This window comes from Saccharothrix sp. NRRL B-16314 (assembly GCF_000716595.1).
Lineage (GTDB): Bacteria > Actinomycetota > Actinomycetes > Mycobacteriales > Pseudonocardiaceae > Actinosynnema.
Genome location: NZ_JNXC01000024.1, coordinates 1 through 21743, shown reverse-complemented (window position 1 = coordinate 21743; position 21743 = coordinate 1). Strand labels below are relative to the sequence as shown.

Below are 21743 nucleotides of genomic sequence, written 5' to 3'. Positions count from 1 at the left end.
CGTGGCGCTCCCGCAAATCTGGGGGCACGACCCCCATGTGCGCCACGGCGTGCCCGTGACACGTTGAAGACGTGTTCCCGTCCGCCGTAGACCTGCCACCCGCGTTGTGGTGGCTCAGCGGCGTGCGCGAGGACACCCCGAAGCCGGCCGTCCCTCGTGGACGGCCCTCATGGGCCGCGTTCGTGGAACGCGCCACCGCGACCGCGGCCCATGCAGACTTCACCGGCGGTGACCCGGACGGCGTGGACGGCGCGATGGCCGCGTTCGCGTCCGCGCTGCGGCCGTTGGTGTGCGCGGCGACGGCCCTGGACGCGCGGCTGGACGACGAGTTCGCCCGCGCGCTCGGCCACCGCCTGGCCCGGATCGCGGCCCGGACCCTCGTGCTGGAGCTGAACCTCGAGCGGATCGGCGAGCGGCTCACCGGCGACACGCCCCACGAGCGGTTCGCCGACTTCGTCCGGCACGTCGACCTGCCCGCGCTGTTCGCCCGGTACCCGGTGCTGGCCCGGCTGCTCGGCCAGGCCTGCCTGCACGCCGTCGAGGCGCACCGCGAACTCCTGGACCGGTTCGAGCGGGACCGCCCCGACATCGTGCGGACCCTGCTCGACGGCCGCGACCCCGGCCCGCTCGCCGGCGTGGAGACAGGGCGGGGCGACCGGCACGCGCGGGGCCGTTCGGTGGCCGTGCTGACGTTCGAGGACGGCCGCCGGGTCGTCTACAAGCCGCGGCCGGTGGCGTTGCACCAGGCGTTCGCGGACCTGATGACCTGGTACGACGGGCACACCCGCCTCGGTCTGCGGCTGCCGCGCGCGGTCGTCCGGCCCGGACACGGCTGGCTGGAGTTCATCGAGCACGCGCCGTGCGCGGACGTCACCGCGGTCGGCCGGTTCTACCACCGGCTGGGCGCGCTGATCGCGCTGCTGTACGCGGTGGACGGCGCCGACATGCACTACGAGAACCTGATCGCGGCGGGCGACGAGCCGGTGCTGGTGGACGTGGAGACGCTGTTCCACCCCGCGGTCGGCATCCCGGCGGACCCGGCGGTCCAGTCGCTCGCCCGGTCCGTGCACCGCACCGCCGTGCTGCCGCAGGTGCTGCTCGGGGCGCACGGCGCGCTCGACATCGGTGGCATGGGCGGCGACCACGGCGACCGGTCGGCGGCGGACGGCGTCGCGTGGCTGCACCCCGGCACGGACCGGATGCGGCTGGTGCGCAGGCCCGCGCCGCTGCCGCCCGCGCACAACCGCCCGGTCGTGGACGGCCGCGATACCGAGCCCGCCGACTACCAGGGCGCGCTGCTGGCCGGGTTCCGGGTCGGCTACGACGCGCTGTGCGACCACCGCGACGAGCTGCTCGGCCGGCTGACCGCGTTCGCCGACCTGCCGGTGCGGTTCGTGGCGCGGATGACCCAGCTGTACGCGACGTTGCTGGACGAGTCGACGCACCCGGACGCGTTGCGCGGTGCGGCGGCCCGCCAGGACGTGCTCGACCTGCTGTGGGACGACTCGGCGGACGAAGCCGTGCTGCACGCGCTCGTGCCGCACGAGATGGGCGACCTGTGGGCGGGCGACGTGCCGGTGTTCACCACCCGGCCCGGCAGCCGCGACGTGTGGACGTCCACCGGCGAGCGGCTGCCCGACCTGCTGCCGGTGTCCGGTCTGGACGCCGTCACCGCCAAGGTCGCCGCGCTGGGCGAGGTGGACAAGCACGAGCAGCAGTGGCTGATCAGCGCCGGGCTGGCGAGCCGGCCGCGTCCGGTGGACCACCGCACCGGCCTCGGCGTGGCCGCGCCGCTGGAAGCCGTCGTGCCGGACCCGCAACGGCTGCTGGCCGCCGCGTGCGGCGTCGCGGACGAGGTGCTGGCGCACGCCACCGCCGCCGACGGCCGGATCAACTGGGTCGGGCTCGAACTCGTGGACGACCGGCACTGGGCGGTGGCCGCGATGGGCGCGGGACTGTCCAACGGCTACACCGGCGTCGCGTTGTTCCTTGCCCAGCTGGGCAAGCTCACCGGCGCCGCGCGCTACACCGAGTACGCGCGGGACGCGCTTGCTCCGATACCCGGCCTGCTGGCGGCGTTCGCGGAGGACACCGAGCGGGCGGTCGCCGTGGGCAGCGGCGCGTTCCACGGCCTGGGCGGTATCTGCTACGCGTTGGCGCGGCTGGCGGACCTGCTGGACGACGCCGAGATCGGCGCCTGGCTGCGTGCCGCGGTGGACGTCGCCGCGGCCGTGGAGGCGACCGGCGAGGACCCGGCGAACCTGGTGGAGGGCTGGGCCGGCGGCCTGGCCGCGATGCTGGCCGTGCGGGCGGAAAGCGGCCTGCCCGCGGCCGGTGAGCTGGCCCGCGCCTACGCCGACCGACTGGTGGCGGCCAGTCCGGGCGGTGACGGTTTCGCGCGCGGCCGGGCGGGCGTCGGCTGGGCGTTGCTGCGCTACGCGGGCATCGGCGGCGACCGGTACGGAGTGGCCGGTCGGGCGAACCTGCGCGCCGACCACTCGCTGCGGCAACGGCTGCTGGACGTGGCGGAAGCGGACCACAGCTGGTGCTCCGGGCTGTCCGGTGCCGTGCTCGCGCACACCGCTCACCCCGATCAACCGGTCGACGCCTACACCCTGCACCTCGACCGGTGCCTGAACGCGTTGGCGGTGCACGAACCCCTGCGGGACCTCAGCCTGTGCCACGGCGAGCTGGGCGTGATCGAATCCCTGACCGTCCTCGCGGATCGCGGGCACGGCCTGGCGTCGGCCATGCAGAACCGGCGCGCCGGGCTCGTCCTCGGCGCGCTCGACCAGTACGGGGCGCGCTGCGGCACACCGGACGGCGTGCCGTCGGCCGGTCTGCTGACCGGGCTCTCCGGCATCGGCTACGGCCTGCTCCGCCTCGGATTCCCCGAGCACGTCCCTTCTGTGCTACTGCTCGGGTCCAAGCACGACACCTACCTTCGCGAGGAGAACGCCCGATGAGCAACGCCAACCACGACGCGGTCACCACCTGGCACGAAGACCAGGACGGCGACCACCCCGCCGGGGAGATGGCGCTGAACCGCAAGACGAAGACCGGCGCCCGCGCCCGCGCGCTGGCCGGTCTGACGCTGGCCGTCGGCGCGTACGTGGTGGTGGCCGCGGGCGCGAACAGTGGCATCACGGTGAGCGCGCCCGGCATCGGCTAGCCGGCAGGCGCGACGCCGTCACACCGCCGGACTGCCCGCCCACACTGGGGGTGCGGGCAGTTTGGCGTGCCGCCGTTCGGCTTGACTAAGGTCGGCCCATGCACACCCGCGCGCCGGTCGTGGTCGGCCGCGACGAAGAACTCCGAGTGCTGGAGCGGGCACTGGCCGACGCCGCCGTCCGTCGTGGACGCGCCGTGTTCCTCGTCGGGGAACCGGGCATCGGCAAGACCCGGTTGGCGCGCTTCGCCGCCGGCGCCGCCTTCGAGCGCGGCATGCGGGTGCTGCGCGGGCGTGGCAGCACCATCGGGCCGATCGTCCCGTTCCGACCCCTGACCGAGGCGCTGATGTCCCTGCTGCGCGCGAGGGACAGTCCTGATCTGCGCGAACTCGGCCCGTACCAGCCCGCGCTCGGCCGGCTGGTGCCCGAGTGGGGCACCGACGACCAGCGGCAGCCGCACTCCGTGGTGGTGCTCGCCGAGGCGGTGCTGCGGCTGCTGGCCGTGGTCGGCCGGGAACAACCGTGCCTGGTGGTGCTGGAGGACCTGCACGACGCGGACGCCGAGACGCTGGCCGTCGTCGACTACCTGGTGGACAACCTCGACGACGTGCCCGCCGTGCTGCTGGTGACGACGCGCGCCGACCCCGGTCCGACGCTGGACGTGGTCCGCCTTGCCGCGCAACGGGAAGCGGGCGCGCTGCTGGAGTTGCGCCGACTGGACGAGGAGCAGGTGCGCCGAATGGTCGGCACCTGTCTGGAGGTCGACGCCGCCGACGTGCCCGACGTGGTCGCCGCGCAGATGTGGGCGGACAGCGCGGGCAACCCGTTCGTGGTCGAGGAGATGCTGCACGGCCTGGTCAACTGCGGGCTGCTGGTGCGCGGTCCGGACGGCTGGCAGGTGCTGGGCGAGCTGCGCATCGACGTGCCCTCGGCGTTGGTGCGGTCGGTCGCGCACCGCACCGACCGGCTCGGGCCGCAGGGCCGCGAGGTGCTGTCCGCCGCCGCCGTGCTGGGCCACCGGTTCCCGCTGTCGGTGCTGCGCACGGTGACCGGCCTGGACGACCGCGGCCTGCTGTCGCACCTGCACGCGGGGGTGGCGGCGCAGCTCGTGACGCCGGACGAGCCGGTGCCGGACTGGTACGCGTTCCGCCACCCGTTGACCGCCGAGGCGTTGCTGGCGCAACTGCCGCCGCCGCACCGGGCCGAGCTGTCCCGCCGCACCGCGGACGCCGTGCAGGCGCTGCACCCCGACCTGCCCGGCGAGTGGTGCGCGCTGGTGGCCTCGCTGCGGTTGGACGCCGGGGAGACCGCCGAGGCGGGCGCGCTGCTGGCCGAGGCCGGACGGCGGGCGCTGGCGGACGGCGCGGCGGGTTCCGCGGTGCGGCTGCTGGACCACGCGCACCGGCTGCTGGCCAGCCAGGTCGACGTGTCGATCCGCGCCGACGTGCTGGACTCGCTGCTGCCCGCGTTGGCCGAGGCGGGCCAGTTCGAGCGGGCGTTCGCGCTGGTCGACGCGGTGGCCGAGTTGAGCGCCGCCGGGTTGAGCCGGGTGCGGCGGGCCGAGCTGCACACCAAGTTCGCCCAGGTGGCGAACATCGCGGGCCGGTGGACGGACACGGCGACGCATGTCGCGACCGCACGGGCGTTGCTGGGCGCGGAAGCCGACGACGAGCACACCGCGCGGTTGGACGCCGTGGCGGCGCTGATGACGTTGTACGTCGACGTGCCGGACCGGGTCGCGTCGGCCGAATTCCTGGCCCGGCGCGCGGCCGACGCGGCGAAGCGCGTGCCGCTGCCCGAGGTGGGCTGCGAGACGTGGCAGCTGCTGGGCGTGCTGGCGCGCGAGCGCGACCTGGGTGAGGCGACCGAGTGCTTCCGGCGGGCGCGGGAGATGGCCGAGGAGCACGGGCTGCCGATCCAGGGCCTGTACGCGGCGAGTCGGCAGGCCGGGCTGGACTGGCTGGCCGACGGCACGTCCGTCGAGCTGGTCGAGGCGCGCGAGGAGGCGCTGCGGATCGGCGCCATCAGCGTGGCGTACAACGTGGACTCGATCCTCGGGCTGGACGCGGTGCTGCGCGGGCAGTACGCCGCCGCGGCGGACAAGCTCGCGGGGACGGTCGCGGACACCAGGCGGCTGCAGCTCAAGCACTTGACCCTGTACGGGCTGATGGCGCAGGCGACGGCGGCGGCGCACCAGGGCAAGCGGGCCGAGATGGAAGCCCTGGTCGGCGCGTTCGAGGCGATGGGCGGGGTCGGCTCGCAGGAGCGCCCGCTCTGCTACGGGCTGGCGCGGGCGTTCTGCGCGCTGTTGGAGGAGGACCGGGCGGCGGCCGGGCACGACCTGGCGCGCGCGCTGGCGTACGAGGCCGAGGCGCCGACCGTCTACCACCTGTCCGGCCGGCACGGGTTGCTGCTGCTGCTGGACGCGCTGTCCGGCGCGTCGGACCTGGACGCGTACCGCTCGGTGACCCGGTCGGCCGCGGCCGGCATGCGCTGGAACCGGGTGTTCGCGCAGTCGGCGCTGGCCGTGCTGCTGGGCCGGGAGGGCCGCGAGGCCGAGGCGGCACAGGCTATGCGGGCCGCACGGGACGCGGCGGCCCTCTACCCGATGGCGAAGCACCTGGCGCTGCGGCTGGTCTCCGAGGCGGCGGTGCTCGACGGGTGGGGCGAGCCGGTGAGCTGGCTGCGCACCGCCGAGGAGTACTTCCACCAGGCAGGCCGGCCGGCCGTGGCCAGTGCGTGCCGGGGGTTGCTGCGGCAGGTCGGCGCGTCCGTGCCGCAACGGCGCACCGGCTCCGACCAGGTGCCGCGCGAGCTGCGCGCGCTGGGCGTGACGGTGCGGGAGTTCGAGGTGTTCCGGCTGCTGGCGGGCCGGTTGGGGAACAAGGCGATCGCCACCCGGCTGCACATCTCGCCGCGGACCGTGGAGAAGCACGTGGCCAGCCTGATCACGAAGACCGCGCAGCCGGACCGGGAGTCGCTGAGCTCGTTCGCCGCGTCGCTCGGACCCGCCGACCGGCCCTAGTGGCGTGGTGCCGGGTCCGCTACACCTGGTCCGATGAAGATCCTGTTGGCAGTGGCGCTGATGGCGGTCCTGGGCGGTGGGGTGGCGCAGGCGTCGCCCGAACCCGACGTGATGGGCGGCCCCGACGTGACGCGCGGCCCGTGCGGCTACGAGGTGACACCGGACGAGCCGGCCGCGCGCCCTGTGCCGCTCCCCCCGGACCCCCGGCACACGCCGGACCACGGGTACGCGACGGTCCTGCTGGCGACCAACCAGGGTCCGGTGCCGGTGGTGCTGGACCGCGCCCAGGCGCCGTGCACGGTCCAGAGCTTCCTGCACCTGGTGCGGAAGAAGTTCTACGACGACACGACCTGCCACCGGCTGACGGCGTACCCGACGTTGAAGGTGCTCCAGTGCGGCGACCCGTCCGACACCGGTGAGGGCGGCCCCGGCTACAAGTACCGGGACGAGCTGCCGACCGACCTGGCACCCGCGCCGAACGACCCGACCGGCCTGCGCCGCATCTACCCGCGCGGCACCCTGGCCATGGCCAACGCGGGCCCCGACACCAACGGCAGCCAGTTCTTCCTGGTCACCTCGGATTCCGTGCTGCGGCCCAACTACACCGTGTTCGGCCGCATCTCCCCCGCCGGGCTCGCCACCCTGGACAAGGTCGCGGCGGGCGGCATCGCGCCGAACCCGGACAGCCAGGTCGACGGCCGTCCCGCGCTGACCACGGACATCGGGCGGGCCAAGCGCACCGGCTGACGGGTGATCCGCCGACCGGCGATCAGGACGAGGGCGCGGTCACCCGGAGGTCGGCGTTCCAGTCGGTGAAGCGGTGCAGGCTGCGCTGGAAGACGTTGTCCTCCAACGTCTTCAGCACCTGCTCGACCCGCACCGGCAGGTCGCCCGGACCCACCCACACGGTGGCGGACGCGGTGAAACCGGACTCGTAGGCGGCCAGCAGGTGGGAGCGGCGCGTGACGTCCGGCGTCCGCTCCGCCTGCTGCCGCAGGTCGACCAGCATGGTGTAGCGGCGCGTCGGCACGCCGTCGAGCTCCTCGTCGCCCGTGGCCACGATGAGGCTGCCCGCGAGCGACTCCACCACCGACGACGGGTCCACCTCGTCGGGCAGGCCGGCCACCGTGGTGTCCGCCCGAACGGGCGCGCGGTCCGCCAGCCCGAGCTTGGCCCACGAGCCCCCCGACGTCCGGGAGTAGGCGGCGTCCGCCAGCACCACGACCTCGGTGGACGAGTCCTGGCGCAACGACACCAGCCGGCCCTCGCGGGCGCGCAGCAGGTCGCCGGCGAGCGTCACGTGCAGACCGGACAGGGTGGTCTCCGCGTCGAACCGGACCGAGCCCTGCTCGGCGGCGCGGGCGGCGAGGGTCCTGATCAGCACGGCGCTGTCGTCCACGACCGGGCCGAGGGTCGGTGTCGGCAGCTTCGTCCGCTCCGCGCAACCCGCCAGACCGACCACGGCCAGCACCAACGCGACGACGGACCTGCGCATGACACCCCCACTTACGGTGAACGCCACCATCCTCCCCCACCCACGGCGGATCAGGAGTGCGAACCCCGAAAGTCCCTCCGCTACCGTCAGACCCATGCCTTACGTGCTCTCCGTCAACGTCGGTTCCCGCGTCGAGTTCGACCACGCCGCCATCGGCCACACCGGTATCGGCAAGCGCCCGGTGCACGGCCCCGTGGACGTCCAGGCCCCCGGTCCGCGCGGCACGGGCGGCAGCGGCGTCGCCGGTGACCACATCTCCGACATGCGCAACCACGGCGGCAACGACCAGGCCGTCTACGCCTACTCGCGGGAGGAGCTGGACGGGTGGTCGGTGGAGCTGGGCCGCGACCTCGGGCCGGGGCTGTTCGGGGAGAACCTGACCACGGTCGGTGTCGACGTGTCCGGCGCGCTGCTCGGCGAGCGGTGGCGGATCGGGTCGCTGCTGCTCCAGGCGACCAGGCCGCGCATCCCGTGCCGGACGTTCGCCGGCGTGATGGAGGAGCAGGGGTGGGTGAAGAGGTTCACCGCGCGGGGCCTGCCGGGCACGTACTTCCGCGTCGTGGAGCCCGGGACCATCACCGCGGGTGACGAGATCACCGTCGAGCACCGGCCGGACCACGACGTCACGATCGCGCTGGCGTTCCGCGCCCTGACGCTGGAGGCGGAGCTGCTGCCGCGCCTGGCCGCGGCGGGGGACGACCTGCCCGAGGACATGCGGCGCCGGGTCGAGCGGCGGATGTACGACCCGGCGTAGCGGCCCCGCTTGTGCGGCAGACCTCGATCAGCGTCCATTTAGTGGACATCGTGAAGACATTTCGTGTTTCTAGGGTGGGAGGCGACCTGCGCGCAGGACCACGAGGAGCCTTCACCGATGAAGCGTCTGACAGTCGCAGTGGCCGCACTCCTGATGACGGCCCTGCCCGGAACCGCACAAGCCGCGACGGCGACCGGCGGCACCGCGGTGGGCGTCCACAACGCTTACACGCAGCAGACCGCACCGTTCCTGGTCGACGTGCTGGACAAGAAGCCCGGCCTCGTCGAACTGGACGTCTGGACCAACTTCCTGTTCAGCCGCGACTTCCAGGTGGGGCACGACCCGGGCAACGCCAACAACTGCGCCCGCGCCACCGACTACGACCAGTTGCGCACCGGCACCCGCAACCAGAACCTCGCCACGTGCCTGCGCAACATCCGGCTGTGGCACGACCGCAACCCGTCCCACCCGCTGATGGTGCTGAAGGTCGAGTTCAAGAACGGTTTCGACGACCGCGGCGGCTTCGGCCCGGACGAGTTCGACCGGATCGTCGCGGACACGCTCGGCGCGTCGTCGGTGTTCGGACCGGCGCAGCTCATCGGGTCGCACGCCACCTTGGACGCCGCGGCCCGCGCGGGCGCGTGGCCGCACCGCTCGGCGTTGACCGGCAAGTTCGTCATCCTGGTCGAGGTCGGCACGTTCGAGCAGGGCAACCCGTTCGACAACTACGACACCGACCTGGAGTACGCGGACCGGCTGATCTCGGCCCGCAGCAGCGGCGCGCTCGGGTCGGCACTGGCGTTCCCCGCGATCAACGGCGCGTCCCAGTCCGACCCGCGCGTCGGTGACCGCGGCGGCGCCCGTGCGCCGTGGTTCGTCGCGTTCGACGGCGGCGCGTCGTCGTACGCGGGGTGGCCGGGCGAGTCGTACCTGGGCGGCCACTACCTGGTGGTGATGACGGACGCGCACGCCGTGCCACCGGCGATCGACTCCCGCACCCCGTCCGTGTCGGACGCGCAGGCGCGGGTGCGGCAACTGGCAGGCAAGGGCGCGACCATCGTGTCCAGCGACTGGGTCGACCCGGCGATCGTGGGCTACTCGGTCGGCTGACCGGCGTTCGGCCCGCCTCCCGGTCCGGAACGGGGCGGGGCCCGATTTCACGCGTCGGACCCCGCCCTCCGGCTGCTGCCGTTGCGCTCCTACTGCTTCGCCACCAGGGTGAGCACGTCGTACTTGGCCACCGACTCGCCCTTCTGGTTGACCAGGTCGGCGTCCCACCGGACCTCGCCGTACTCCTGGTCCTCCCGCGGCGTGATCTGCTTCGCGGTCAACGTCACGGTCAGCTCGTCACCGGGGAACGTGGGCGTGAGGAACCGCAGGTTCTCCAGCCCGACGTTCGCCAGCACCGGCCCCGGCTCGGGCGACACGAACAGGCCCGCCGCGAACGACACGACCAGGTACCCGTGCGCGACCCGACCGCCGAAGAACGGGTTCGCCGCCGCGGCCTCCTCGTCCATGTGCGCGTAGAACGTGTCGCCGGTGAACCCGGCGAAGTGCTCGACGTCCTCCAGCGTCACGGTCCGCGGCCCGGCGACGACCGCGTCGCCGACCTTCAGCTCCCGCAACGACTTCCGGAACGGGTGCACGTCCGACTCGGTGCGCGGCGCGCCCGCGACCCACCGCCCCGTGACGGCGCTCAGCACCCGCGGGCTCGCCTGGACGGCCGTGCGCTGCATGTGGTGCAGCACGCCGCGGATGCCGCCCATCTCCTCACCGCCGCCCGCCCGGCCCGGTCCGCCGTGGACCAGCGCCGGCAGCGGCGAGCCGTGGCCGGTGGACTCCTTGGCGTCGTCCCGGTCCAGCACCAGGATCCGGCCGTGCCACGGCGACACGCCCAGCACGACCTCGCGGGCGAAGTCCGCGTCGTGCGTGACGACCGAGCCGACCAGGCTGCCCGCGCCCCGTGCGGCCAGCTCCACCGCGTGGTCGACGTCCCGGTAGGCCATCAGCGTGGACACCGGCCCGAACGCCTCCACCTGGTGCGGCTGGGCGTGGTCCGGGTCGGCCTTGAGCAGCATGGGCGACAGGAACGCCCCGCGCTCGGCGTCGGCGTCCACCACGTCCACCCGGTCGGGTGAGCCGTAGACGACCTCGCCGACCTCCAGCAGCGCCTTCAGCGACCGCCGGACCTCCTCGCGCTGCTCCAGGCCCGCCAGCGCGCCCATCCGCACGCTCTCGTTGGCGGGGTTGCCGATGACGACCTTCGCCAGGCGTGCGCTCGCCGCGTCCGCGACGGCGTCGACGAGGGAGGCGGGTACCAGGGCGCGCCGGATCGCGGTGCACTTCTGGCCTGCCTTGACCGTCATCTCGCTGACGAGCTGCTTGACGAACAGGTCGAACTCGGGCGTGCCCTCGACCGCGTCCGGGCCGAGGATCGAGCAGTTCAGCGAGTCCGCCTCGGCGTTGAAGCGCACGCTGTTGCGCACCACGGCGGGGTGCGTGCGCAGCACCTGGGCGGTGGACGCGGAGCCGGTGAAACCGACCAGGTCCTGGGCGGTCAGGTGGTCCAGCAGGTCGCCCGCGCTGCCGGTGACGAGTTGCAGCGAGCCTTCCGGCAGCAGGTCGGCGGCGAGCATCAGCTCGACCAGCTTCTCGGTGACGTAGGCGGTCGGGGAGGCCGGCTTGATCAGCGACGGCACGCCCGCGATGAACGCCGGGGCGAACTTCTCCAGCGGGCCCCACATGGGGAAGTTGAAGGCGTTGATCTGCACCGCGACGCCCCGCAGCGGGGTGGCGATGTGCTGGCCGACGAACGTTCCACCGCGGCTCAGCGGCTCCACCGCGCCGTCCACGTAGACGGTGTCGTTGGGCAGTTCGCGCTTGGCCTTGCTCGCGTAGCCGAACAGGACGCCGATGCCGCCGTCCACGTCGATCAGCGAGTCGGTCTTGGTCGCACCCGATCGGGCGGAGAGGGCGTACAGCTCGTCGCGGTGTTCACGCAGGTGTGACGCCAGGGCCTTGAGCAGGGCCGCGCGCTGGTGGAACGTCAGCTCCCGCAGCGCCGGGCCGCCGACGCGCCTGCCGTGGTCCAGGGCCGCCGCCATGTCGATCCCCTGCGACGAGATCCGGGCGAACTCCTCGCCGGTCACGGCGTCGTGGAGGGGTGTGCCCTCCGCGGACGAGGCGTGCCAGCGTCCGGACACGTAGCTGCGCAGCATGGACATCGGGTGTCGACCTCCTTGTCGGGCCGGTGGGTGTCCCGGCATGTCGACAGTAAAGCGCCCCTACTTTCATCGTGACTTGATTAAAGCCTATGGAGTAAGTTCCAGCCTGGCCGTCGCCAGAGTGAAGGGAGTGTCGATGAGGACACGAGTGATGGTGGGCGCGGTAATACTCGCCTTCAGCGGGCTGGCCGTGCCCGCCGCGCAAGCCGCACCGGCAACGGGTGCCTCCGCCGACGTGGGCACGATGGCGGTCACCTTCGCCGAGGAGTTCAACGGCCCGGCGGGTTCGAGGGTCGACGCCTCCAAGTGGAACACGGAGGTCGGCGACAACAACGGTGCCAACCGCGAACACCAGTACTACACGACATCGGCGAGCAACGCGGCGATGGACGGCGCGGGCAACCTGGTGATCACCGCCCGCCGTGAGAACCCCGGCAACTACAACTGCTGGTACGGCCGCTGCCAGTACACGTCGGCCCGGATCAACACCGCGGGCAAGTTCACCACGACCTACGGCAAGGTCGAGGCGCGGATGAAGATGCCGCGCGGCAAGGGCATCTGGCCCGCGTTCTGGATGCTCGGCCAGGACATCAACTCCGGCAACCCGTGGCCGAACAGCGGCGAGATCGACATCATGGAGTTCCTGGGCCACGACCTGGACACCGTGTACGGCACCATCCACGGTCCCGGCTACTCGGGCGCCGGCGGCATCGGCATGCCGTTCAACGGGCCGAACTTCGCCGACGGCTTCCACACGTTCGCCATCGAGTGGTCGCCGACCGGCATCTCGTGGTCCGTGGACGGCAACGTCTACCAGCGCCGCACGCCCGCCGACGTCGGCGGCAACCAGTGGGTGTTCAACAAGCCGTTCTTCGTCATCCTGAACCTGGCGGTCGGCGGCGAGTGGCCGGGCTACCCGGACGCGAGCACCGTGTTCCCGCAGCAGTTCGTGATCGACTACGTGCGCGTGTCGACGCTCGACGGCAACCCGCCCGCCGGTGGCGGCCGGATCACCGGTATCGGCGGCAAGTGCGTCGACGTGGCCGGCGCGAACTCCGCCAACGGCACTCCCGTCCAGTTGTGGGACTGCAACGGCACGGCGGCCCAGCAGTGGTCGCGTCCCGGTGACGGCACGATCCGGGCGTTGGGCAAGTGCCTCGACGCGGCGGCGGGCGGCACGGCGGACGGCACGCTGATCCAGTTGTGGGACTGCAACGGGTCCGGTGCGCAGAAGTTCGCGGTGAGCGGCGCGAACGACATCGTCAACATCCAGGCGAACAAGTGCCTGGACGCGCAGAACAACAGTTCCGCCAACGGCACCCGGTTGCAGCTGTGGACCTGCTACGGCACCGCCAACCAGAAGTGGAACGTCGCGTAGCCGAGCGCGGCATGATCGGGACATGCAGACCCTGATCAGAACGGAAGCGGCCAAGGCCGACCGCGAACGCCGACTCTCCCCGGCGGTCGTGGCGGCGCTGGTCGAGGCGGGCGCGACGCGGATGCTCGCGCCCGCCTCCCTCGGCGGCGGTGAGGTGGACCTGCCGTCGTGGGCGGTGGCGATCGAGGACCTGGCCCGTGCCGACGGCTCGGCCGGGTGGACCGCGATGACGACCAGCGCGACGTCGTCCCTGGCCTGGTACCTGCCACCGGACACGGCCGCCGAGGTGTTCGGCTCGCCGACGTCGGTGGTGGCCGGCACCGCCGCCCCGCTGGGCCGGGCGGTGGCGGCGGACGGCGGGCACCACGTCACCGGACGTTGGGGCTGGGGCAGCGCGGTGCCGCTGTGCGACTGGGTGGTCGGCGGCGTGATGACCCCGGGCGGGCCGCGCCTGATGCTCTTCCCGTCAGCCGACGTGACGGTGCACGACACCTGGCACGCCGCGGGGCTGCGTGCGACCGAGTCCCACGAGTGGGAGGTCACCGGCGCGTTCGTGCCCGCACGTCGCCAGGTGTGGCCACCGGCCGTGCGGGTGTCCGGTCCCCTGCCGGCGTTCCCGTTCTTCGCGTTCCTGGCCGTGGGCGTGGCGGCGGTGGGGCTGGGGATCGCGGCACGGGCGGTCGAAGAGGTCGAGGCACTGGCCGTGACCAAGACACCGCAGCACGCCCAAGGCCTGCTGGCCGAGCAGGCGGACGTGCAACGCGATCTGGGGGTGGCCGAGGCGCGCCTGTCCGCGGCACGGGCCTTCCTGCACAGCGAGGTGGCGGCCAGGTGGGCCGCGGCGGTAGCCGGACAGCCCAGCACGACGCAGGAGCGGGCGCGCCTGCGCCTGGCGTGCTCGCACGCCGCGACGGAGTCGGCGTCGATCACCCGCCACGCGTTCGACGTGGGTGGGGGCACTTCGGTGTTCGAGGACTCGCCGTTGCAGCGCTGCCTGCGGGACGCCCACGTGGCCGCCCAGCACGCGATGGTGTCCCGCCGCCTGTTCGAGACCTACGGCAAGGTCACACTCGGCGTGCCCACCGACACCACCCGCCTCTGACCGCACTGTTCTGTTCTTCCCCCGTCCCCGTCCCCCGCCCCGCCCTCGAACCGGAATGCGGGACCACCCGACGCCGTTGACCTTGTGGTGAGGCTTTCCGTGCTGGACCGGTCGCGAGTGCGCGCCGGTCACAGCCATGCTGAGGCGCTGCGCGACACGGTCGGGTTCGCTCGGGAGGCGGAACAACTCGGCTACCACCGCTTCTGGGTATCCGAGCACCACGGCGTGCCGGGTGTGGCGGGTTCCGCGCCGACCGTCCTGGCCGCCGCGGTCGCCGCCGCGACGACCCGAATCCGGGTGGGCACCGGCGGCGTGATGCTGCCCAACCACCAGCCGTTGGTCGTGGCCGAGCAGTTCGGTGTGCTGGAGTCCCTGTTCCCCGGCCGGATCGACATGGGTCTGGGACGTTCGGTCGGCTTCATCGAGGCTGTTCGCAAGGCGTTGGGGCACGACAAGGAAGACGCCGCCGAGTTCGGCCCGAGGCTCGCCGAACTGCTCGGCTACTTCACCGGTGACCAGGCCGTGCGCGGCTACCCGGCCGACGGTCTCCGCGTGGCACCGTTCGTCCTGGCGACCGGCGCCGGAGCCCAAGTGGCCGCAGCCCACGGCGTCCCGCTCGTCATCGGCGCGTTCCGAGGCGAAGACGCCATGATCGACGCCATCACCACCTACCGCGCCCACTTCCGCCGCTCGACGTGGGCGACGGACCCGTACGTCGTGGTGTCCTCCACGGTGGCCGTGGCGGACACCACCGAAGACGCCTGGCGCCTCCTGCTGCCGGAAGCGTGGGCGATGGCCTACTCCCGCACCAGAGGCGAATTCCCACCGCTCACGGCGCCGGACGACATCCTCGCCCAGCCCATGACGACCCGCGAACGCACACTGTTCGAGCAGTCGTTGCAGGGACACGTCTACGGCACACCATCGGAAGTCGCCAAGGCCCTCGACACCCTGATCGACCGCACCGGCGCCGACGAGGTCCTGGTCACGACCAGCACCCACGACCGAGCAGCGATGCTCGACTCCTACCGCCAACTAGCCAACCTGTACCGCTGACCACACGCCCACCCAGCCGGACTCGCCATCCCGCTGCCCCGGCCCGGTTGGGCCTGCCTGACCCGCCCCGGCCCGGCCCCGCTCGGCCCGAACCACCTGGCTCGGCCCCACCTGGCTCGTGCCCGGCCCGGCTCGGCCCCACCTGGCCCGGCTCGGCCCCACCTGGCCCGGCTCGGCCCCACCTGGCCCGGCTCGGCCCCACCTGGCTCGACGCGGCTCGGCCCCACCTGGCTCAGCCCCACCTGGCCCGGCTCGACCTGGCCCGGCTCGACCCGACCTGGCTCATGCCCGGCCCGGCCCGGCTCGTGCCCGGCCCGGCTCGCGGGATTAGCTCCCGCCCTCGTCCCCGGTGTCCAAGTCCCCGGCGTCCACGTTCCTCGTGTGCACGTTCCTCGTGTGCGGGTCGCCTGTGTCCCCGTTCCCAGTGGACGCGAGCTGTGCGTGCGTGGTCAGTTCGAACTCGATGAACGCCCCGATCATCGCCCGCCACACCGCCTCCGCGACGGCGGGCTCCAACCCGGCGCCCAGCGCCCGCTCCCGCACCGAGGCCACCACCTGCGCGACCCGATCCGGCGCGCGAACCGCCCGGTCGTCCGACTTGAACGCCGCAGCAGCACGCACCAAACCTTGCCGTTGCGCCAGGAGGCGGACCAGCTCCGAGTCGATCAGGTCGATACCCGCACGCACCTCGGCCAGCGAGGCCGGCGCTGTCAGTGCCCTCGGGGCTGCGTCGGCGGTGGGCTGTGCGGATGATTCGGATTCAGACACATCCTCATCATCCACGACCACCACCGGGCACCTGCTCGACGGCAGGCCCTGGTTGGCAGGCTTCGACGGCCGGACCAGGTCAGTGGTCGGGTTGCTGTCAGTGGCCGGATTGCTGTCAGTGGTCGCGTTGCTGTTCGGCCAGGAAACGCTCGAACTCGGCGCCGAGCTCGTCCGCACTGGGCAGCGGTTGGTCGTCGGGCAGGAGCAGGTTCTCGGAGGCCTCGGAGAACGCGTCGTACTGCCGCTCCAAAGCCTCGACCACCTGCGCCACCTCGGACGACTCCGCCACCTGGCGCGAGATCTCCTCGTCCGTCCGCCGGGCTGCCTCGTTCAAGGCGGCGGCCTGGATGACGAGACCCGTCGCCTTCGTCACCGACTGGAGCAGGCCCGACGCGGCGGCCGGGTAGGTGCCCTGCGCGAGGTAGTGCGGGACGTACGCGGCGAAGCCCATCGCGTCGTAACCGGCCTGTCCGAGCCGGAACTCCAGGAGCGCGGACAGGTTGCCCGGCACCTGCACCCGGCTGAACGGCGAGCCCTCGATGACCAGCTCCGGCCTGGTGGCGTGGGAGATGACCGACAGCTTCCGCGTGTGCGGCACGCCCATCGGGATGCCGTGGAAGCCGACGGCGAGCCGCAGCCCCCAACGCTCGACCAGCGCCAGCACGGCCGCGGTCACCGCCTCCCACCGGCGATCCGGCTCCGGGCCGGTCATCAGCAGGAACGGGGTGCCCACCGCGTCGTGCAGCAGGTGGACGACCAGCTCGGGCGCGTCGTAGGACTCCCACCGGTCGGTGGCATAGGTCATCGTCGGCCGACGGGACCGGTAGTCGATCAGATCGTCGATGTCGAAGCGTGCGACCACCCGATGCTCGTGCACCTCGAGCAGGTGCGCGACGAGCGTCGCGCCCGCCGCACCGGCGTCCATGAAGCCCTCGAAGTGGTGCAGCAGCACCGCTCCGCTCAGGTCCGGGACGTCGGAGTCGACCTCGTACAGGTCCTCCGGCTCCAGCGCCACCTCGTGCCTCCCCACATGCTCACATGCCAGTCCTCCTCTCAGTCAACATCGACCGACCGCTGATCCATTCCCCGATCCCGTCGAGCATCCGGGCGAGGCCGAATTCGAAGAGCGTGTCCAACCTCATGTCCAACTCGGTGCCCACCGCCTGCCGGAACACCGGGAACCTGCCGGTGGCGACGATGTCCAGCAATGCCGGCGCCTGCTGGTCCATCCACTCGTCCCCGGTGATCCCGGTGTGCCGCCGATGCTCGGCTTCAGGCTCGATGTTGACCGCGACACCTCGCACGTAACCGAACACCGTCACCGCGGCGTGCATCCTCTCCTCCAGGCTCAGCCCCTTCCCCTCGAGCGCGCTCAACACCCACTCGGTGTGCGCAACCGCGCTGGGCAGCAGTTGCGGCCTGGTCATCGACATGGCCGGAGCCAGCCAGGGATGCTCCTGGAACAGCCTCCACAGCAACCTCGCGGACGCCTCCAGTCGCTCCCGCCAGGTCTCCGGCGCCGGGTCCGGCAGATCCTCCTTCCGCAACACGTGGTCGATCATCCGGAGGACGAGTTCGTCCTTGTTCTCGACGTGCCGGTACAACGACATGGTCGCCACGCCCAGCTGTGACGCCACCCGCCGCATCGACACCCCGTCGAGCCCTTCCGCGTCGGCGACGCGGACCGCCGCGAGGACCAGTCGCTCGCCGGTCAGGTCGGTCTCCTGCGCCCGCGGTCGCGCAGTGTCCCCACCTTCCGACGAAACGACCGTCCCCACGCCGGCCACGGAGCGAACGACGCCTTCTGTCCGCAGGGTGAACAGGGCCTTGGTCGCCGTGGCCATCGCGACGTTCCACTCGACCTTGATCTCGCGCGTCGAGGGCACTCGATCACCGGGTCGCAGCTCGCCCGACTCGATCCGATCGCGGATTTCGCGCGCTATCCGCTGGTAGATCGCGTCAGTCATGACCGCCTCCTCGAATGTAGTGCACTGGAGTCTAGCGCACTAGTGCACTATCGAGTGATTGACCACGTGAGACAGCGATGTACGCTGTACGCATGAACACCGTACTGATTTCCGGTGCCAGCATCGCCGGCCCCACGCTCGCCTACTGGCTGCACCACCACGGCTTCACCCCGACCGTCGTCGAGCGGGCGCCCGCGCCCCGGGCCGGCGGCCAGGCGGTCGACCTGCGCGGCACGGCCCGTGAGGTCGCCGGGCGGATGGGCATACTCGACGCAATCCGCGCCGCACACACGGGCGCGAGAGGCATGGCGTTCGTGAACTCGGCGGGCAAGCGCACCGCGACCATGGCACCGGACACGACGGGCGACTCGGGCGGCGCGATCGCGGAGCTGGAGATCCTGCGGGGCGATCTGGTCCGCATCCTCCACGAAGCGACCGCGACCGGGGTCGAGTACGTCTTCGACGACAGCATCACCTCGCTCACCGAGACCGCGCACGGCGTGGAGGTGACTTTCGAGCGGGGCGAGCCACGCACGTTCGACCTCGTGGTCGGCGCGGACGGGCTGCACTCCAAGGTGCGGTCGCTGGCGTTCGGCCCGGAGTCGGAGTTCGCGCACGACCTCGGGGCCTACATCTCCACCTTCGGCACCACCCGGCGGGAAGACTTGGACGGGTGGCAGCTGCTGCACACCGTGCCCGGTCGCACGGCAGGCATCTACCCCACCCCAGGCGGCGCGGCCAAGGGCATGTTCGTGTTCGCCTCACCCCCGGTGGAGCACGACCGACGGGATGCGTCGAGGCAGCGCGAGCTGGTCGCCGAGGCGTTCGCGGACGGCGGCTGGGAGGTGCCCGGACTGCTCGGTGACATGCGGGACGCACCCGACTTCTACTTCGACCGGCTCTGCCAGATCCGGATGGACAGCTGGTCGCGCGGGCGGATCGCGCTGCTGGGTGACGCGGCCTTCTGCGCGTCGCCGATGGCGGGGAACGGCACGAGCATGGCGTTGGTCGGCGCGTACGTCCTCGCAGGCGAACTGGCCACCGCGCCGGACCACCAGGCGGCGTTCAGGCGCTACGAGGAGGAGATGCGGGAGTACGTGGCGCGGTGCCAGAAGTTCGCGCTGGGCGGGGTCGACAGCTTGATGCCGAAGTCCCGGATGTTCATCCGCATGCGTGACTTAACCCTGCGCGCCGTCCCGCACATCCCGGGTGGGGAGAAGCTGTTCGGGGGTCTTCAGAAGATCGCGAACACCGTGTCGCTGAAGGAGTACCGACCGCGGAGCTTGACCTCCAGCTGACTCCAGGTCTTACGTTCCGGGCATGGACATGGAAACCACCGCCTGGATGTCGCTGTACCACGTGGCGAACGCGCAGGACGACAAGCGGCCGTTCTCCGTCGCCACCCTCCGCCGCATCTGGGTGTTCGCCCAGCCACACCGCAAGCGGCTGGGCCAGTACCTCGGGTTGAGCGTGGCGGTGGCGGTGCTGGCCGTGGCGACGCCGGTCCTCGCGGGCCGGATCGTGGACGCGATCGTCAACGGCTCGACGTACGACGTGGTGCTCGGGCTCGCGGGCCTGATCGCGGGCATCGCGATCGTCGAGGCGGCGCTGGGCCTGCTGACGCGGTGGTTGTCGGCGAGCATCGGCGAAGACCTGATCCTGCAACTGCGGACCACGGTCTTCGACCACGTGCAGCGGATGCCGATCGCGTTCTTCACCCGCACCCGGACCGGGGCGCTGGTGAGCCGGCTCAACAACGACGTGATCGGCGCCCAGCGGGCGTTCAGCGACACGCTGTCCAGCGTGGCGGGCAACCTGGTCACGTTGGTGCTGACCCTGGTGGTGATGGTCAACCTGTCGTGGCAGATCACCCTGCTCGCGCTGGTGTTGCTGCCGGTGTTCGTGATCCCGGCGCGGCGGATGGGTTCCCGTCTGGCGCGGCTGGAGCGCGAGGCGGCCAACCACAACGCGACGATGAGCACGCAGATGACCGAGCGGTTCTCGGCGCCGGGCGCGACGCTGGTGAAGCTGTTCGGCCGGCCCGCGCACGAGTCGTCGGAGTTCGCGCAGCGGGCACGTCGGGTGCGGGACATCGGTGTGCGCACGGCGATGGTGCAGACCGTGTTCCTCACGGCGCTGACGCTGGTGTCGGCACTGGCGTTGGCCGTGGTGTACGGGCTGGGCGGGTTCTACGCGCTGCGCGGCGAGTTGGACCCGGGTTCGGTGGTGGCGCTGGCGTTGCTGCTGACCAGGCTGTACGCCCCGCTCACCGCGCTGGCCAGCGCTCGGGTCGAGGTGATGAGCGCGCTGGTGAGCTTCGAGCGGGTGTTCGAGGTGCTCGACCTGAAGCCGTTGATCACCGAGAAGCCCGACGCGGGGTCCGTGCCGGACGGGCCGGTGTCGGTGGAGTTCGAGAACGTCCGGTTCGCGTACCCGTCGGCGGACAAGGTGTCCCTGGCGTCGTTGGAGGAGGTCGCGGTGCTCGACAGCCGCGGTGGAGTGGAGGTGTTGCACGACGTGTCGTTCCGGGCCGAACCGGGCCAGGTGGTGGCGTTGGTCGGCTCGTCGGGTGCGGGGAAGTCCACCATCGCCTCGCTGCTGCCCCGGCTGTACGACGTGGACTCGGGCGCGGTGCGACTGGCCGGTGTGGACGTCCGGGACCTGTCGGCCGACTCGGTCCGCGACGTGCTGGGCATGGTGACCCAGGACGGTCACCTGTTCCACGAGTCGATCCGGTCGAACCTGCTCCTCGCGCAGCCTTCGGCGACCGAGGAAGAGCTGTGGGACGTGCTGGGGCGGGCGCGGCTGGCCGACCTGGTCGAGTCGCTGCCGGACGGGCTGGACACGGTGGTCGGTGAGCGCGGCTACCGGTTGTCCGGTGGCGAGCGGCAGCGGTTGACGATCGCCCGACTGCTCTTGGCCAAGCCCCGCGTGGTGATCCTGGACGAGGCCACCGCGCACCTGGACTCCACGTCGGAGGCCGCGGTGCAGGCAGCGTTGGGTGAGGCGCTGGCCGGGCGGACGGCAGTGGTGATCGCGCACCGGCTGTCGACGATCCGGGCAGCCGACCTGATCCTGGTGGTCGAGGACGGTCGGGTGGTGGAACGCGGCACCCACACCGCTCTGCTGGCTGCGGGCGGCCGTTACGAAGAGCTGTACCGGACCCAGTTCGCAGAGGAGGCGCACAGGGTGTAGACCGCACGGCTCGCGCTTCGGCCGGCACGGCGCTGCCCAGGGTCCGACGTCAGTCGACCGTCGAGTCGCGACGGTCGACGGTCGACGGGGTCAGTCGTCAGTCGTGGGCAGTGGTGGGACGGGCGCGGGCGGTGCTGGGGCGAAATGGTCGATGTCGCCCAAGGCGTCCTCGGCTGTGCCGCCCAGGACCGGGTCGGGCAGGAGGGCGCGCAAGGTCGGCACCACAGTGCTTCGGGTGATCTTGCCGTGGATGCGTGCCAGGTGACCGAGGCAGGTCACGGCCAGGCGACGCAGGTCGAGGTCGTACTTCGGGTCCAGGTGGTCGAGCAGGACCGGTTCGACCCACTCGCCGTCGGGGTCGTCGTAGGTCAACTCCAGTAGCGCCGGGTTCGCCACACCCGCGTCATCCGACTCGATGGCCGCGAGCATTTCGGCACGCCAGCGCTCGTCGATGTCGACGGTGGCGTCGAGGGCAACGGCGTCGGCGTCGGTGGCAGCGGCAGCGGCAGTGTCGGCAGCGGCAGTGTCGACAGCGGCAGTGTCGACAGCGGCAGTGTCGACAGCGGCAGTGTCGACAGCGGCAGTGTCGACAGCGGCAGTGTCGACAGC

General features: G+C 72.1%; 17 protein-coding genes. 11 read left to right on the top strand and 6 right to left on the bottom strand.

The annotated features are described in order from the left end of the window. Positions 1-71: 71 nt before the first annotated feature. The 4 genes from OQ02_RS28610 (at position 72) to OQ02_RS28595 (ending at position 6942) form a co-directional block, all read left to right on the top strand. On the top strand, positions 72-2966 hold the full coding sequence (locus OQ02_RS28610; protein ID WP_033441726.1) for a type 2 lanthipeptide synthetase LanM family protein: 2895 nt from the start codon (positions 72-74) through the stop codon (positions 2964-2966). Further along, complete coding sequence (locus OQ02_RS28605; RefSeq protein WP_033441725.1) at positions 2963-3172, top strand: hypothetical protein; 210 nt, start codon at positions 2963-2965, stop codon at positions 3170-3172. Before OQ02_RS28610 ends, OQ02_RS28605 begins: the two co-directional genes overlap by 4 nt. Positions 3173-3270: 98 nt before the next feature. Then, on the top strand, positions 3271-6195 hold the full coding sequence (locus OQ02_RS28600; RefSeq protein WP_033441724.1) for a helix-turn-helix transcriptional regulator: 2925 nt from the start codon (positions 3271-3273) through the stop codon (positions 6193-6195). A 33-nt stretch (positions 6196-6228) separates the two neighbouring features. Further along, positions 6229-6942 carry a peptidylprolyl isomerase gene (locus tag OQ02_RS28595; RefSeq protein ID WP_033441723.1) on the top strand — a complete coding sequence of 238 codons (714 nt, stop codon included), beginning with the start codon at positions 6229-6231 and terminating at the stop codon, positions 6940-6942. Positions 6943-6964: 22 nt separating this feature from the next. Here OQ02_RS28595 and OQ02_RS28590 read toward each other — a convergent pair whose 3' ends face one another. Beyond that, positions 6965-7690 (bottom strand): hypothetical protein, encoded by a 726-nt coding sequence (locus OQ02_RS28590; protein ID WP_033441722.1) that lies wholly within the window; start codon positions 7688-7690, stop codon positions 6965-6967. A 94-nt stretch (positions 7691-7784) separates the two neighbouring features. On the opposite strand from OQ02_RS28590, the gene OQ02_RS28585 reads away from it, so the two are divergent. Both OQ02_RS28585 and OQ02_RS28580 read left to right on the top strand, forming a co-directional pair. After that, complete coding sequence (locus tag OQ02_RS28585) at positions 7785-8444, top strand: MOSC domain-containing protein (protein WP_033441721.1); 660 nt, start codon at positions 7785-7787, stop codon at positions 8442-8444. A 117-nt stretch (positions 8445-8561) separates the two neighbouring features. Beyond that, entirely contained in the window at positions 8562-9554 is a 993-nt protein-coding gene (locus tag OQ02_RS28580; protein WP_033441720.1) for a Ca2+-dependent phosphoinositide-specific phospholipase C, read from the top strand. An 89-nt stretch (positions 9555-9643) separates the two neighbouring features. On the opposite strand, the gene paaZ is transcribed toward OQ02_RS28580, so the two are convergent. Next, the gene (paaZ, locus tag OQ02_RS28575; RefSeq protein ID WP_033441719.1) at positions 9644-11668 is read right to left on the bottom strand and encodes a phenylacetic acid degradation bifunctional protein PaaZ; all 2025 of its coding nucleotides are present in this window, start codon (positions 11666-11668) and stop codon (positions 9644-9646) included. Between the two features lie 136 nt (positions 11669-11804). Between paaZ and OQ02_RS28570 the strand changes: the two genes are divergently transcribed. The 3 genes from OQ02_RS28570 (at position 11805) to OQ02_RS28560 (ending at position 15204) form a co-directional block, all read left to right on the top strand. Further along, a complete protein-coding gene (locus tag OQ02_RS28570) occupies positions 11805-13046 on the top strand; it encodes a glycoside hydrolase family 16 protein (protein WP_033441784.1) in 1242 nt (413 codons plus the stop codon). A gap of 22 nt (positions 13047-13068) precedes the next feature. After that, entirely contained in the window at positions 13069-14148 is a 1080-nt protein-coding gene (locus OQ02_RS28565) for an acyl-CoA dehydrogenase family protein (RefSeq protein ID WP_033441718.1), read from the top strand. Between the two features lie 84 nt (positions 14149-14232). After that, positions 14233-15204: an MsnO8 family LLM class oxidoreductase gene (locus OQ02_RS28560; RefSeq protein ID WP_197043530.1), complete on the top strand. Its 972-nt coding sequence runs from the start codon at positions 14233-14235 to the stop codon at positions 15202-15204. Positions 15205-15531: 327 nt separating this feature from the next. On the opposite strand, the gene OQ02_RS28555 is transcribed toward OQ02_RS28560, so the two are convergent. From OQ02_RS28555 to OQ02_RS28545, 3 genes are all read right to left on the bottom strand, one after another. Then, positions 15532-15972, bottom strand: coding sequence for a chorismate mutase (locus OQ02_RS28555; RefSeq protein WP_231500275.1), 441 nt, complete (start codon positions 15970-15972; stop codon positions 15532-15534). Between the two features lie 115 nt (positions 15973-16087). Further along, complete coding sequence (locus tag OQ02_RS28550; RefSeq protein WP_033441717.1) at positions 16088-16987, bottom strand: proteasome assembly chaperone family protein; 900 nt, start codon at positions 16985-16987, stop codon at positions 16088-16090. Between the two features lie 19 nt (positions 16988-17006). Then, positions 17007-17939 (bottom strand): TetR/AcrR family transcriptional regulator C-terminal domain-containing protein, encoded by a 933-nt coding sequence (locus OQ02_RS28545; protein ID WP_051772901.1) that lies wholly within the window; start codon positions 17937-17939, stop codon positions 17007-17009. A gap of 92 nt (positions 17940-18031) precedes the next feature. Here OQ02_RS28545 and OQ02_RS28540 point away from each other — a divergent pair, with 92 nt between their 5' ends. Both OQ02_RS28540 and OQ02_RS28535 read left to right on the top strand, forming a co-directional pair. Continuing rightward, the gene (locus OQ02_RS28540) at positions 18032-19237 is read left to right on the top strand and encodes an FAD-dependent monooxygenase (RefSeq protein ID WP_033441716.1); all 1206 of its coding nucleotides are present in this window, start codon (positions 18032-18034) and stop codon (positions 19235-19237) included. Positions 19238-19283: 46 nt separating this feature from the next. Continuing rightward, positions 19284-21134, top strand: coding sequence for an ABC transporter ATP-binding protein (locus OQ02_RS28535; RefSeq protein ID WP_231500279.1), 1851 nt, complete (start codon positions 19284-19286; stop codon positions 21132-21134). Between the two features lie 90 nt (positions 21135-21224). On the opposite strand, the gene OQ02_RS41380 is transcribed toward OQ02_RS28535, so the two are convergent. Continuing rightward, on the bottom strand, positions 21225-21743 hold a 519-nt coding region (locus tag OQ02_RS41380), incomplete at its 5' end, for a hypothetical protein (protein WP_051772900.1).

Bases quoted from the DNA above. Each gene is read 5' to 3' on its own strand.
- OQ02_RS28570 (WP_033441784.1), top strand. From the start codon at position 11,805: ATGAGGACACGAGTGATGGTGGGCGCGGTAATACTCGCCTTCAGCGGG.
- paaZ (WP_033441719.1), bottom strand. From the start codon at position 11,668: ATGTCCATGCTGCGCAGCTACGTGTCCGGACGCTGGCACGCCTCGTCC.
- OQ02_RS28600 (WP_033441724.1), top strand. From the start codon at position 3,271: ATGCACACCCGCGCGCCGGTCGTGGTCGGCCGCGACGAAGAACTCCGA.
- OQ02_RS28580 (WP_033441720.1), top strand. From the start codon at position 8,562: ATGAAGCGTCTGACAGTCGCAGTGGCCGCACTCCTGATGACGGCCCTG.
- OQ02_RS28590 (WP_033441722.1), bottom strand. From the start codon at position 7,690: ATGCGCAGGTCCGTCGTCGCGTTGGTGCTGGCCGTGGTCGGTCTGGCG.
- OQ02_RS28545 (WP_051772901.1), bottom strand. From the start codon at position 17,939: ATGACTGACGCGATCTACCAGCGGATAGCGCGCGAAATCCGCGATCGG.
- OQ02_RS28565 (WP_033441718.1), top strand. From the start codon at position 13,069: ATGCAGACCCTGATCAGAACGGAAGCGGCCAAGGCCGACCGCGAACGC.
- OQ02_RS28585 (WP_033441721.1), top strand. From the start codon at position 7,785: ATGCCTTACGTGCTCTCCGTCAACGTCGGTTCCCGCGTCGAGTTCGAC.
- OQ02_RS28595 (WP_033441723.1), top strand. From the start codon at position 6,229: ATGAAGATCCTGTTGGCAGTGGCGCTGATGGCGGTCCTGGGCGGTGGG.
- OQ02_RS28540 (WP_033441716.1), top strand. From the start codon at position 18,032: ATGAACACCGTACTGATTTCCGGTGCCAGCATCGCCGGCCCCACGCTC.
- OQ02_RS28535 (WP_231500279.1), top strand. From the start codon at position 19,284: ATGTCGCTGTACCACGTGGCGAACGCGCAGGACGACAAGCGGCCGTTC.
- OQ02_RS28605 (WP_033441725.1), top strand. From the start codon at position 2,963: ATGAGCAACGCCAACCACGACGCGGTCACCACCTGGCACGAAGACCAG.